The sequence below is a fragment of the Mesorhizobium sp. WSM4898 genome, assembly GCF_029625845.1.
Taxonomy (GTDB): Bacteria; Pseudomonadota; Alphaproteobacteria; order Rhizobiales; family Rhizobiaceae; genus Mesorhizobium.
In genome coordinates, this window is record NZ_JARTVQ010000005.1 from 77,386 (window position 1) to 89,436 (window position 12,051).

The 12,051-nt window shown below is 62.4% G+C and carries 11 protein-coding genes; 3 read left to right on the plus strand and 8 right to left on the minus strand.

Features of this window, described 5'->3' with window-relative positions:
• Window positions 1-101: 101 nt before the first annotated feature.
• The 8 genes from P9228_RS22045 to P9228_RS22080 all read right to left on the minus strand — a co-directional run bounded on the left by P9228_RS22045 (window position 102) and on the right by P9228_RS22080 (window position 8,752).
• Window positions 102-842 carry an amino acid ABC transporter ATP-binding protein gene (locus P9228_RS22045; protein ID WP_278055579.1) on the minus strand — a complete coding sequence of 247 codons (741 nt, stop codon included), beginning with the start codon at window positions 840-842 and terminating at the stop codon, window positions 102-104.
• A gap of 43 nt (window positions 843-885) precedes the next feature.
• Window positions 886-1,728, minus strand: a complete 843-nt coding sequence (locus P9228_RS22050) for a transporter substrate-binding domain-containing protein (RefSeq protein WP_278055580.1) — start codon at window positions 1,726-1,728, stop codon at window positions 886-888.
• Window positions 1,729-1,794: 66 nt separating this feature from the next.
• Window positions 1,795-2,445 carry an amino acid ABC transporter permease gene (locus P9228_RS22055; RefSeq protein ID WP_278055582.1) on the minus strand — a complete coding sequence of 217 codons (651 nt, stop codon included), beginning with the start codon at window positions 2,443-2,445 and terminating at the stop codon, window positions 1,795-1,797.
• Window positions 2,446-2,457: 12 nt separating this feature from the next.
• Window positions 2,458-3,126, minus strand: coding sequence for an amino acid ABC transporter permease (locus P9228_RS22060; RefSeq protein ID WP_278055584.1), 669 nt, complete (start codon window positions 3,124-3,126; stop codon window positions 2,458-2,460).
• A gap of 55 nt (window positions 3,127-3,181) precedes the next feature.
• Window positions 3,182-3,652, minus strand: a complete 471-nt coding sequence (locus tag P9228_RS22065; RefSeq protein ID WP_278055586.1) for a RidA family protein — start codon at window positions 3,650-3,652, stop codon at window positions 3,182-3,184.
• 35 nt (window positions 3,653-3,687) lie between these two features.
• The gene (locus P9228_RS22070) at window positions 3,688-5,004 is read right to left on the minus strand and encodes an alanine racemase (RefSeq protein ID WP_278055587.1); all 1,317 of its coding nucleotides are present in this window, start codon (window positions 5,002-5,004) and stop codon (window positions 3,688-3,690) included.
• Window positions 5,005-5,013: 9 nt separating this feature from the next.
• Window positions 5,014-6,657, minus strand: a complete 1,644-nt coding sequence (locus P9228_RS22075) for a hydantoinase B/oxoprolinase family protein (RefSeq protein WP_278055588.1) — start codon at window positions 6,655-6,657, stop codon at window positions 5,014-5,016.
• 13 nt (window positions 6,658-6,670) lie between these two features.
• A complete protein-coding gene (locus P9228_RS22080) occupies window positions 6,671-8,752 on the minus strand; it encodes a hydantoinase/oxoprolinase family protein (protein WP_278055590.1) in 2,082 nt (693 codons plus the stop codon).
• A 202-nt stretch (window positions 8,753-8,954) separates the two neighbouring features.
• Here P9228_RS22080 and P9228_RS22085 point away from each other — a divergent pair, with 202 nt between their 5' ends.
• Genes P9228_RS22085 through solA form a run of 3 tightly spaced genes read left to right on the plus strand, consistent with a single transcriptional unit; the run spans window position 8,955 to window position 12,038 of the window.
• Window positions 8,955-9,815, plus strand: coding sequence for a FadR/GntR family transcriptional regulator (locus P9228_RS22085; protein WP_278055591.1), 861 nt, complete (start codon window positions 8,955-8,957; stop codon window positions 9,813-9,815).
• Between the two features lie 44 nt (window positions 9,816-9,859).
• Entirely contained in the window at window positions 9,860-10,789 is a 930-nt protein-coding gene (gene kdgD / locus P9228_RS22090) for a 5-dehydro-4-deoxyglucarate dehydratase (protein WP_278055592.1), read from the plus strand.
• Window positions 10,790-10,847: 58 nt separating this feature from the next.
• Complete coding sequence (solA, locus tag P9228_RS22095) at window positions 10,848-12,038, plus strand: N-methyl-L-tryptophan oxidase (RefSeq protein ID WP_278055593.1); 1,191 nt, start codon at window positions 10,848-10,850, stop codon at window positions 12,036-12,038.
• The last annotated feature ends 13 nt before the right edge of the window (window positions 12,039-12,051 follow it).

Sequence of the window (12,051 nt, forward strand, 5' to 3'; positions counted from 1 at the left end):
GGAATGCACGAGTCCTTCGTCCTGCGCGACGGCACCCCTTCCACCCGGGTGGCTCTTCAGACCTGCCCTGACTGGGGACAGAAGCAGCCCACGGGATCCGATCAGTGGTTCAGGATTTGTCCGAGGAAAGCCTTGGCCCGGGGATGCTGCGGATTGGAGAAGAACTCGTTAGGGGGAGCGCTCTCGATTATCTGGCCGCCATCCATGAAGATCACCCTGTGAGCCACCGCGCGGGCGAACCCCATCTCATGGGTGACGCAGATCATCGTGATGCCGTCTTCGGCCAGCGATATCATGGTGTCGAGAACCTCCTTCACCATCTCCGGATCGAGGGCCGAAGTCGGCTCGTCGAACAGCATGACCTTCGGACCCATGCACAGTGCCCGGGCGATCGCGACGCGTTGCTGTTGCCCGCCCGAGAGCTGGGCGGGGTACTTGTTGGCCTGCTCGGCGATGTGGACGCGATCCAAGAGCCGCATGGCGACTTCACGGGCTTCCTTGTCACCCATGTGTTTGACGCGTTTCGGCGCCAGCATGCAATTCTCGACGACGGTCATGTGCGGGAAGAGGTTAAACTGCTGGAAGACCATGCCGACGTCCTTGCGGATGTGATCGGCATTGCTCCCCTTGGAACCGAGTGCCGTTCCGTTGACGGTTATGCGCCCGCCCTGCGTCACCTCGAGGTAGTTGATGCAGCGGATCAGCGTCGACTTGCCGGACCCGGAAGGGCCGCACAGAACGATATGCTCGCCCGGCGACACCTCCAGGTTGACTTTCTTGAGGACGTGCAGAGGCCCGTACCATTTGTCGACGTCGACCATTTCGATTGTCTTGTCAGTCATTGTCGTGGTTCCCTTTTTTGGTACGGGCCTCGCCTAGGCCAGCTTACTTCGCGGTAAAGGTGATGCCATCCATCGTGGCCGGCATGTCGGGGAACTTGGTCCCGAAGTGGTCCTGGTAGAGCTTGTCCAGGGTCCCGTCCTTCTTGATCTTATCCCAGAACTGGCCGGCCCACTCGCCGAGCTCCTTGGACTGCGGGCTCACCGCGATGCCCTCATACTCGGTCGACAGGACGATCTTCTGGGCATATTTGCCGGGCGCGGCCTTCTCGACGCCGCCGAACTGATGGCTGTAGCTGCCGAGATATTCGACCTGCCCTGACAATAGCGCCTGCACCGCAGAGGAGGCGTCATCGAACTTCTGCACATTGGCGTCCTTGGGGGCCGCGTCGGAGACGGCCTTGTCCATGGAACTGCCCTTCTCGACAGCGATCGAATGGCCCGACAGTTCCTCGACTTTCGAAAGCGGACTGTCCTTCGGCCCGTAGATCGCGGCGTTGATCGATGCGTAGGGGGCCACATACTGGACGACCTTTGCCCGATCCGGGTAGACGCCCATCACGCAGATGAGCATGTCCACTTTGCCGGTCAGAAGCTGCGGAATGCGGTTGGCGCTGGTGATCGGCACGTAAGCGACTTTGACACCCAGTTCTTTCGCCATCAGCTTGGTGATGTCGATGTCATAGCCCTCGTTCTCGCCGTTTGCGTTGATGAAGCTGAACGGCGGCTGATCGGTGACGATGCCGAAGGTGATGGTGCCCTTCTGCTTGATCTCGTCGACGGTCGCGGCATTCGCGTGGCGAACGCCGGCGGACCACGCAATCGACGCGCTCAGCGCCAGCGTTGCGGCAAGGAAGCTGCGACGCCCCAGTTTCTGCAAATTTCTCATGATGTTCTCCTCTGATTGCACTATCGGCTTGGTTGAGTGGTCAGCGTGCCGATGCCGCTGATGGGATTACGCCCCCATGGACATTCTCTTCTCGAGACGGTCGCTAAGGACGGAAAGGGGCCAGCACAGCGCGAAGTACATCGCGCCGACCAGTCCAAAGACGATCAATGGCTGGAAGGTGTTGTTGGAGATGATCTGCCCGGCGCGGGTCAGTTCCGTGAAGCCGACGATCGCGACAAGCGAGGTTCCCTTGATCAGGCCGACGAGGAAGCCCACGGTCGCCGGCAGCGATATCCTGAAAGCCTGCGGTAGGACGATATCGAGCATGCGGTGGCGGTAGGACAATCCGAGCGCGCGCGCGGCCTCGGTCTGACCGCGCGGAACCGCTTCGATGCCGCCGCGCCAGATCTCGCCCAAAAACGCGCTGGCATGCGCCGTCAGGCCTATTGCCGCCGCAACCCAGGCATTGACGTCGAGCCCCACCAGGGCGACGCCGTAGTAGATCACGAACAGCTGCATCAGCAGCGGCGTGCCCTGGAACAGCTCGATATAGAGATAACTGATGGTGCGCAGGACCTTGGACGGGCTGGTGCGCAGCAAGGCGACGATCAGTCCCACCACTCCGCCGCCGGCGAAGGCGATCGCCGACAGGAGTATGGTCCACTTGAGACCTTCCAGCAGGATCCAGATGTCGTTGGGTGTGATTTCTCTGACCATCGCGCGCCCCCATCACTTCGTCGGGTAGGAGAAATAGACGCGGCCGAAGATGCGCAGCAGCGACGACATCCAGAGCGACAGGACGAGGTAGATCCCGGTCACGACGAAATAGACCTCGAAACTGCGGAACGACTGGGCCTCGATCATCTGCGCCGAGTAGGTGAGCTCGGGAGCGGAGATCGAAGCGACGACGCTGGACGTCAGCATCATCAGGACGAACTGGCTACACAGCCCCGGATAGACCGAGCGGACCGACGGCTTCAGGATGATGTCGAAGAATATCTGCCGGCGATTGAGGCCGAGCGCCTTGCCAGCCTCGATCTGGCCCTTCGGCAGGCTGTCGACGCCACCGCGAAGGATCTCGGCGATGTAGGCGGCGGTGTTGATCGTCAGCGCCAAGATGGCGGCCGTGGTCACCGACAACCTCAGGCCGATCGAGGGCAGGCCGAAGAAGATGAAGAAGAGCTGCACCAGGAACGGCGTGTTCCTGATGATCTCGATGAAGGTCTTGGCGGTGAGCCTGACAGGCTTGATCTCGCTGCGCCTTGCTACCATCACGGCAATGCCGAGGACCAGCGCGAGCAGCCCGGAGATCGCCGTGTAATAGAGCGCCCTCAGCGTGCCATTCAACAGCAGCGGCCACTGTTCCCAGACGACTGAGAAATCAAACTGGTATCCCATTGTGGCCATCCCCTATGTGTTCAGTTTTGTTGGCCGTTGACATCGAAATTGGCGGCTAGTCGAGGATCGCAAAGTCGGCGTCGACCTCCACGGCCACGCCCTGCGGCAGCGAGCCCACGCCGATGGCCGTCCTTGTGTGGCGACCCTTGTCTCCGAAGATTTCCACCAGCAGATCGGAGGCGCCGTTCATGACTGCGGCATGCGCCTTGAAGTCGGGAACGGCGTTGACGAAGCCGCGAACGCGAAGGCAGCCGGCGACGCGATCGAGATCGCCACCCAGCGCCGCCTTGAGCTGAGCCACCATGTTCAGCGCGCAGAGGCGCGCCGCGTCCTTGGCATCTTCGAGCGAGATGGTGTCGCCGACTTTGCCGACATACTGCGCTTGCCCGTCAAGCTTCGGAATCTGCCCGGACACATAAAGGGTCGATGCCATCTGCCTTGTCGGCACATAGTTGGCGGTTGGGGCGGTGACCTCCGGGACTTCCAGTCCCAGATCCTTGAGCCGTTCGTCGATCGTCTGTGTCATCTGTGCAATCCCATAGGAACCTTGGCCCCGGCCTTTCAGCCGAAGAAGGTCCGCATCGCCGCGGTCACGCGGCCTGTTTCGTCCAGTCCATAAATCAAGTCGTGCTTGTCGATGGTCGTGCACGGATGCCGCACCCCGACTTCGACGACGTCGCCGATCTGGAACGCGCCTTCCCCGGCGCGGATGAAGGCATGCTGGTCGTTCAGCTTGACCAAGGTCGCGCTTGCCGCGATGTCGGCTATCCTTGCGCCGTCGCGCCAAAGTGCGAGCGGAACCGGCAAGCCCTGATCGTGCGCCACATCGCGCAGGCCAAAACCGCAGATGGCGGTCCCACCGTTGCAAACCGAAAGCACCTCCGCCCAAAGCCGCAACGCGGGCTTGAACGAGGCCGCGATCTTCTCGCTGAGGTCCAGCCCGAGCATCCCGCGTGCAGCCATGGCGCGAAGGCGGTCGCGGATCGGTCCATGATCGCTGAAGAAGCACGCGCCGCTCCTCAAGAGCAAGAAGGCGTTGCCGTCCTCCTGGACGATAGGCGCGCAGTCGACGATCACATGGTCGAAGAGGCTGGAGCCACCCATCGAAAGAACGAGCCTGGTGGCTGGCCCGACATGCTTGCGCACGGACGCCAGCGCCGACCTTACGCGGGCGAAGAGATCGTCGAGGTTCGCCCGAAGCTGCTCCTCGTCGGCTGTGTTCGCGGTGCCTTCATAAGCGGCAATACCCGCGAGTTGCAGCCGGGGCTCCGCCGCAGCGGCGATCGCGTCGATGATCTCACTGACCTGGCGATCGGACGTCACCCCGCCGCGGCCGCATCCGACTTCGATCAGCAGATTCAGGGCCGGCAGATCCGGCGCGGCCTTCCATTCCAGTCCAAGCTTGTCGACCAGCTCTGGCGCATCGACGAACAGATAGACCTCGGCACCGTTGTAGCCACTCAGCAAGGCCGCCAGCCGCTTGGCTGCATGCGCGCCGCCGATCTCGTTGGCAATGAGAACCCTGCCGATGCCATTACCTAGCATGACCTCGGCCTGGCGGAGATCGGCGACGGATGTCCCCCACGCGCCGCTCGCTATCAGATCGCGCGCCAGGACCGGCGACATCGGCGTTTTGGCATGCGGCGCGATCTCGCACGACACGGTCCGGCAAATATCGAGCATGGTCGCCTTGTTATCGGCATAGGTCTTGAGATCGAGCGACAGGAGCGGAAGGCTCATCCGGCCATCGGCGGGATGCCAGTCCCGCGCCGCGATCGACGAGGCGGGCAGCCAGCGGGTGCCCGGCGGCACGCCGCGAAAGGTGGCGGCCAATTCAAAGCCACCCATTTCCGTGGCGATCTCATCTATGCCAGCCATTGCCTGATCTCAATCTTTGACGACGTACTCGTCGAGCAGGTCGCTCTCGACAGTTGCCCCGGGTCGCAGTTCGGGCGCGCCATAGCCACCGCCTCCTGGAAGTTCGATGACCAGCCTTCGTCCGGCGGGCACGAACTGGCGGCCTTTGGCGCGCAGCTTGGTGCCATCGTTGAGATAGGCGCGGCCTGCCAGACCGTCCTGTCCTCCTTCGCGACCGCGCGGAGCGTTGTCGACGCGATCGAACATGGCATTGAAATGGAACTCGTGCCCTTCAGTCGCCGCGATCTCGACGACCTGACCCAGGCCTCCGCGCTGGCGGCCGGCGCCGCCGGACCCGTTGCGAAGCTCCTTGCGCCAGACGATGATCGGACCGACGTGCTCCGTTGCTTCCACCGACATGCTGTGGACGCCACTGGGGAATGCCGTGGCATTGAGGCCATCAAGGGTCGGCCTTGCGCCGCTGCCGCCGGAATTGAACATCAGGATTTCGCTGCGATGCAGCGAGATGCCGTCGGCAGCCCTTCCCTCGGTCGGCCTGGCGCTGAGATGGATATTCCAAAGCGCGCCAGCGCCTTCAGCCGGCACGGTATCGGGAAGCATCTTGTGCACCGCGCCAAGCACGGTGTCCGGCACGAAGTGACCGAGCACATGGCGAACCGCCACGGGAGCCGGGCGCTGCGCATTGAGAATGCAATCGGGCGGCGCCACCACCTTGAAGGGACGCAGCGACGCCGCGTTGTTCGGGATCTCCGGGGCGAGCGCAACCTTCAGGCCATAGGCGGCATAAGCTGTGGCGTAGATGAGCGGCACATTGATGCCGAGCGGGCTTGGTGGCGACGTGCCCTCGAAATCGGCCAGGATCTCGTCCGACTTCACGTCGAGCCTGACAACGAGATCGATCGGCGAGCCATAGCCGTCGACGCGCATCGCGTTGGTGTAGACCCCTGCCGGAAGCGCGGCGATCCGCTCGACCGTGGCGTTGTAGGAATTGTGGAAGATGAAGCTGGCAAGGTCCTCGATGTCGGGCAGATCGAACTCCGACAGCATCTCGATCAGCCGCCTATGGCCGATCTCGTTGCATGCGGCCAGCGAATAGAGGTCGCCAACGACCTGATCGGCCTCGCGCACATTGTTGCGCACGATGTTGATGAGGTCCTTGTTGACCACGCCGCGCTCGGCGAATTTCATGATGGGGATGAAGATCCCCTCCTCGTAGACCTCGTTGGCGTCCGGACCAAAGCCGCGCCCGCCGACATCGACGACATGCGCAGTGCAGGCAAAGAAGCCAATCAGCTCACCCTTGTGGAAGGAAGGGCTGACGACCGTGAAGTCGTGAAGGTGACCCGTCCCCTTCCAGGGATCGTTGGTGATGTAGACGTCGCCTTCAAAGAGGTTGTCGCGGCCGATCGCGGCGATGAAATGGCCGACCGCCTCGCCCATGGCATTCACATGCCCAGGCGTTCCAGTCACCGCCTGCGCGACCATCTCCCCGGCCTTATTGAAGACGCCGGCCGAGAGGTCGCTGGCTTCGCGCACGCTAGTGCTGAAGGCCGTGCGAACGAGCGTGATGGCCTGTTCCTCGACGACGGAGATGAGGCGGTTCCACATGATCTGGAGCCGCATTTCGGCGATGGCGTCACGTTTTTCCAGCATGATCTTGATCCCGTTACGCGCTTTTGGAGACGACAAGCAGGCAGCCGTCCGGCTGCACGATGGCTTCATAGGACGAGGAGATGATGGTGGTCGTCTCCCGCTCCGTGATCGCGGCGGGGCCGGAGACGAACTCACCGGCGCTCAACACGTGGCGCTCGACGATAGCGCCGGCGACGTATTTGCCTTCCCTGGCGTCGAAGATGTCGCGCTTCGTCGCGACCGGGGCGGCCTTGGCCTTTTTTGAGCGCGCGACCGGCACGGAAGAATGAAGCGGTGAGCTGGCACGCAAAGACCAGCTGATGATCTCGGCGTCGAGGCCCTCGATGGCGCGGCCGAAGTGGACGGCATACACCTCCTCGAAACGCTGGCGAAGCGCGGCGGCGTCCGCATCGGTGTATTTCCTGATTTCGATATCGACGGGGATTTCCCAGCCCTGACCGACGTAGCGGATGTAGGCCGTGCACTCCATGTCGATCTTGGCCGACGGATCTGCCGAATGAACGAAGCGCGTCGCCTCTTCCTTGAGCTCCTTCAGCACCGCATTGATTTTGCGCGCGTCAAAGCGTGCGAAGCGGATGTAGGCGCTGCGCACCGCCTCGAAGGCGATGGGGGCCCTGAGGAACCCGATCGCCGAGCCCACGCCCGCGCCCGGCGGAATGATGAGTTCCCTCATGCCGAGCTTCTCGCACAGCCGCGAGGCGTGAAGTGGAGCCGCGCCGCCGAAGGCGATCATGCTGTACTCGGCCAGTTCCTTGCCGTTCTCGACCGCATGCATTCGCGCGGCGTTGGCCATGCTCTCATCGACGATCTCGGAGACGCCGAAGGCAGCCGCCTTCTCGTCGATGCCAAGCTTCTCGCCGACGTCCTCAAGCAGCGCGTTGCGGGAATTGCCGGTGTTGAGCTTGATAGTGCCGCCGGCGAAGCTGTCGGGATCGAGCCGGCCAAGGATGAGATCGGCATCCGTCACGGTCGGACGAACGCCACCGCGGCCGTAACAGGCAGGCCCCGGTTCCGATGCGGCGCTATGGGGACCGACCCTGATCTGCTTCATGGCGTCGACGGCCGCGATCGAGCCACCGCCGGCGCCGATCTCGATCATCTCGATGACGGGTATCGAAATCGGCATGCCGCTGCCCTTCTTGAAGCGGTAGGTGCGGGCAACCTCGAACGTCTTGGCTGTTTTCGGCGTCGTGTCGTCGATCAAGCAGATCTTGGCGGTGGTCCCGCCCATGTCATAGGAAAGAACGCGATTGAGGCCATAGCGCTTAGCCACCTCGGCCGCGAAGATCGCGCCGCCGGCGGGGCCGGATTCCAGGAGACGGACTGGAAATTCGGCCGCGCTCTCGACCGTGATGATGCCACCGCCGGAGTGGATCATGAAGATCGGGCATTGCGCCCCGACCTGCCGGAGCTTGTCGACCAGGCGATTGAGATATGAAGCCATCAGAGGCTTTACATAGGCGTTGGAGCAGACGGTGTTGAAGCGCTGGAACTCGCGCATCTGCGGAGACACTTCGCACGAGAGCGACACCGAGATCGCCGGCAGCTTCTCGACCAGAATGTCGCGTATCTTACGCTCGTGCTCACCGTTGACATAGGAATGCATGAGGCCGACGGCGATGCTTTCATAGCCGCCCTTGCGGATGTCTTCGGCGAGGCTCTCGACCTGGGCGATATCCAGGGGCGTCAGGACCGCGCCGTGCGCGTCGACGCGCTCGTCGACGACGAAGCGGTCGCGCCGCGGAATAAGCGCCGGCGGCAGCACGATGTTGAGATCGTAGAGTTCGAAGCGATTTTCCGTCCGCATCTCGATGACGTCGCGAAAACCCGCCGTGGTGATAAATGCGGTTCTGGCCCCTCGCCTTTCGATCAGCGCATTGGTCGCAAGGGTCGTTCCGTGAATGATGGCTCCGATCTCGTCGAAGCCGATTCCGGCGTCGGCGAGCACCAGCTTGACGCCGTCGATGATCGCGGCCTCCGGGGCGGCATAGTTCGTCAACACCTTCGTCGAGAACATCTGCCCGCGATGTTCCATAGCCACATCGGTGAACGTGCCGCCGATATCGACACCCACCCTGGCCTTATCGCTCTTCATGTCCATACGCCCTGTTTTTGACCGGAACCGATTCCGTGTTTTTGCGATCTGAGCGCTCACTTCCCAGTTTTTTGGCCGGGACCTCTTTCGTCACCCGGTGGAGCGGCTAAGATCGGACAAAAGCTGACAGAGATATGATCTCTTGTCAACATCCTATGATCTTATTGACCGAAGTGGGGTTGAAGCTACATTATGCGCACAGATGCAACGCAGAAAGATCACAACAGATCGTATCACTGCTCGACGCTTTGCGCGTAGCGACTGCACCCGGTATGCGGGGATAGGCAACGATCATGCCACTGGAGGGCATCCTTTGAGAGCCAAACCAAAGAACTCACTTACCTTGCAGACCGAAAGAGCTCTTCGCGAGCGCATTTCGGACGATTCGATCAAGGTCGGCGACAAGCTGCCGACGGAAAAAGCTCTGGCCCTCGAATTCGGCGTGAGCCGAACGGTGATAAGGGAGGCGGTCGCAGCATTGCGGGCTGACGGTCTTCTGGAGGCCAAGCACGGCGTCGGCGTGTTTGTGTCGCAGAAGACCGGAGAAGACGCCACGCCGGCCGGAAACCTGCATTTCTCGGCCTCCATGCTGGATATTCTCGAGCTCCGCCTCGCCGTGGAGGTGCATGGGGCCGGCTTGGCTGCTGCGCGCAGATCCTGGGCCCAGGAGGCAAATATCTGGGATGCCGCCGAGCGTTTTCGCAACGCCCTGTCGAACGGCGAGCCGACCGAGGACTCTGATTGGGCCTTTCACAGAGCGATCGCCGAAGCCACCAACAATCAGGCTTTCATCGAATTTTTCGACCGGCTGGGCCTCTCCATCCTGCCCAGACGAGCGCTGGAGGGCAGCAAGCGCGGAACCCTGATCACGCCCAATTACCTGGAGAAGTCCGTAGGCGAGCACCACGCCATCTGCGAAGCCATCGGCCGCCAGGACGTCGATGGCGCCCGCGAGGCCATGAAGAGCCACATCGGCGGCAGCCAGATGCGATATCGCGCGCTGGCCCAGGCGGGAAAACCACAGGCGAGGAGCGACAAGGAGCTTGACGCGCCGTCGCAATGAGATATTATCTCCTCAATGTGGTATGATCACTGTTGAGGTGGACGATGGCTGGTAATCTGGAAAGTTTGAAGGCGACGATAGGCTCCGGCCTGCTGTCATTCCCCGTCACGCCTTTTACGGCCGATGGCGCGCAAGTCGATCTGGACAAGTTCTCCGGCCATATCGAATGGCTCTCCTCCTATCCGGCGGCGGCGCTGTTCGTGGCCGGCGGCACCGGCGAGTTTTTCTCTTTGAGTCCGGATGAAGTCGTCGAGACCGTCAGGGCGGCAAAGCAGGTTGCGGGCAAGACCCCGATCATCGCCGGTTGCGGCTACGGGACGCCGATCGCGAAGGACCTCGCGCAGCGCTGCGAGAAGGCGGGCGCCGACGCGCTCCTGCTGTTGCCCCAGTACCTAATCAACGCCGAGCAGGATGGGCTCTTCCAGCACATCAAGGCTGTCTGCGACGCGGTCTCCATCGGCGTTGTCGTCTATGCGCGCGACAACTGCATTCTCCAGCCGAAGACGCTTGCCCGGCTCGCAGATGCCTGCCCCAACCTCATCGGCTTCAAGGATGGTCACGGCGACATCGAGCTCTTGACCCGCATCTGTGTCACGCTCGGCGACCGGTTCACCTATATTGGCGGCATGCCGACGGCCGAGGTCTACGCGAAGGCCTATCTGGCGGCCGGGGTGACGACCTACTCTTCGGCGGTCTACAATTTCGTGCCAGAGCGAGCCCTTGAGTTCTACAAGGCCCTTCGCGCAGGCGACACGGCCCGCGTCGATGATCTCCTGACCCGGTTCTACTATCCGCTGATCGACCTGCGGAACCGCAAGCGTGGCTACCCGGTTTCGATCGTCAAGGCTGGCCTGCGCGTCCTCGGGCGCGACCCGGGACCGGTCAGGGCGCCGCTCACGGATCTGACCGCAACGGAGCACGATGAATTGAGGGCAATCATCAACAACGCCTTCGGCGCGCTGAAAGCAGCGTAGCCGGGCCGCGTGCGCACACCTCGAGCACGCCCCTCTCCCCCGCAGGGACACGATTGATATGGCCGCCGCTTTATCTTCGAATGACTTCGACGTCGCCGTCATAGGTCTTGGCGCGATGGGTGCGTCAACGCTCTATCAGCTCGCCAAACGCGGCGAGCGCGTCATTGGCATTGACCGGTTCGTGCCTCCGCACGCCAAGGGCTCGAGCCATGGCGGAACGCGCGTGACCAGGGAAGCGGTCGGCGAAGGTCCGGCCTACGTCCCGCTGGCGATGCGCTCGCATCAGATCATTGCCGATTTCGAAAAGGAATGGGGAAAGACTTTCCTGGTGAAGTCAGGGACGCTGATTATCGGCTCGCCCATGAGCGGCTCCACGCCGCTGCACGGCGCTGAAGACTTCCTGGCCAGCAGCATCGAGATGGCCCAGCGCTTCGGCATCGAGCACGAGGTCATGAATGCCGATCAGTTGCGCGCGCGCTATCCACAGTTCCGAGCCATAAAGGACACCGACCGCGGCTATCTCGAGCCGAATGCCGGGTACATGCTCCCGGAGGCCTTGATCGAGGCGCAGATCGCGCATGCGAAATCGGCGGGCGCCGAGGTGCTTACCGACACGATTGTGGAGAGCATCGAGCAGACCGGCGCCGGCGTCGTCGTGCGCACCAGCGCGGGCCAGGTCAGGGCAAAGCGGGCGGTTGTCGCGGCAGGAGCCTGGACCCGCGGCCTGCTCGGCACGCCATTCGACAGGATCCTGACTGTCACCCGCCAGACCATTCATTGGTATGGCGCCGACGATTTCGCGCCGTTCGGGCCCGACAAGATGCCGGTCTTCATCTGGTTCGTCACCGACAAGCTGGAAGACTATTTCACCGGCTTCCCCGTCACCGACCCCACCGAGGGCGTGAAGATGGTCGCGAGCCGTGACACGCCCGACATCGATCACGAGACGATCGGCCCGAAGGCCGAGCAATGGGAGTCGCAGGAGTTCTACGCCAACCATGTCGGGCCGAACATGATCGGTACCAGACCCGACATCGTGAACAACGCCACCTGCTTCTATACCAACACGCCCGACAACGGATTCATCATCGACAGCCATCCCGGGATGGACCGGGTCACCGTGATTTCGGCGTGCTCAGGACATGGCTTCAAGCACTCGCTTGGTATCGGCGAGGCCGTCGCGCAGCTCATTCACGACGGCAGGAGCGAAATCGACCTGTCCGCCTTCAAACTCGCTCGCTTTCTCTGAAGCGAGATCGGTC

Excerpts from the sequence above, each read along its gene's own strand:
- P9228_RS22050 (WP_278055580.1), bottom strand. The coding sequence starts at position 1,728 with ATGAGAAATTTGCAGAAACTGGGGCGTCGCAGCTTCCTTGCCGCAACG.
- P9228_RS22080 (WP_278055590.1), bottom strand. The coding sequence starts at position 8,752 with ATGAAGAGCGATAAGGCCAGGGTGGGTGTCGATATCGGCGGCACGTTC.
- kdgD (WP_278055592.1), top strand. The coding sequence starts at position 9,860 with ATGGCTGGTAATCTGGAAAGTTTGAAGGCGACGATAGGCTCCGGCCTG.
- P9228_RS22065 (WP_278055586.1), bottom strand. The coding sequence starts at position 3,652 with ATGACACAGACGATCGACGAACGGCTCAAGGATCTGGGACTGGAAGTC.
- P9228_RS22055 (WP_278055582.1), bottom strand. The coding sequence starts at position 2,445 with ATGGTCAGAGAAATCACACCCAACGACATCTGGATCCTGCTGGAAGGT.
- P9228_RS22045 (WP_278055579.1), bottom strand. The coding sequence starts at position 842 with ATGACTGACAAGACAATCGAAATGGTCGACGTCGACAAATGGTACGGG.
- P9228_RS22060 (WP_278055584.1), bottom strand. The coding sequence starts at position 3,126 with ATGGGATACCAGTTTGATTTCTCAGTCGTCTGGGAACAGTGGCCGCTG.
- P9228_RS22070 (WP_278055587.1), bottom strand. The coding sequence starts at position 5,004 with ATGGCTGGCATAGATGAGATCGCCACGGAAATGGGTGGCTTTGAATTG.
- P9228_RS22085 (WP_278055591.1), top strand. The coding sequence starts at position 8,955 with ATGCAACGCAGAAAGATCACAACAGATCGTATCACTGCTCGACGCTTT.
- solA (WP_278055593.1), top strand. The coding sequence starts at position 10,848 with ATGGCCGCCGCTTTATCTTCGAATGACTTCGACGTCGCCGTCATAGGT.
- P9228_RS22075 (WP_278055588.1), bottom strand. The coding sequence starts at position 6,657 with ATGCTGGAAAAACGTGACGCCATCGCCGAAATGCGGCTCCAGATCATG.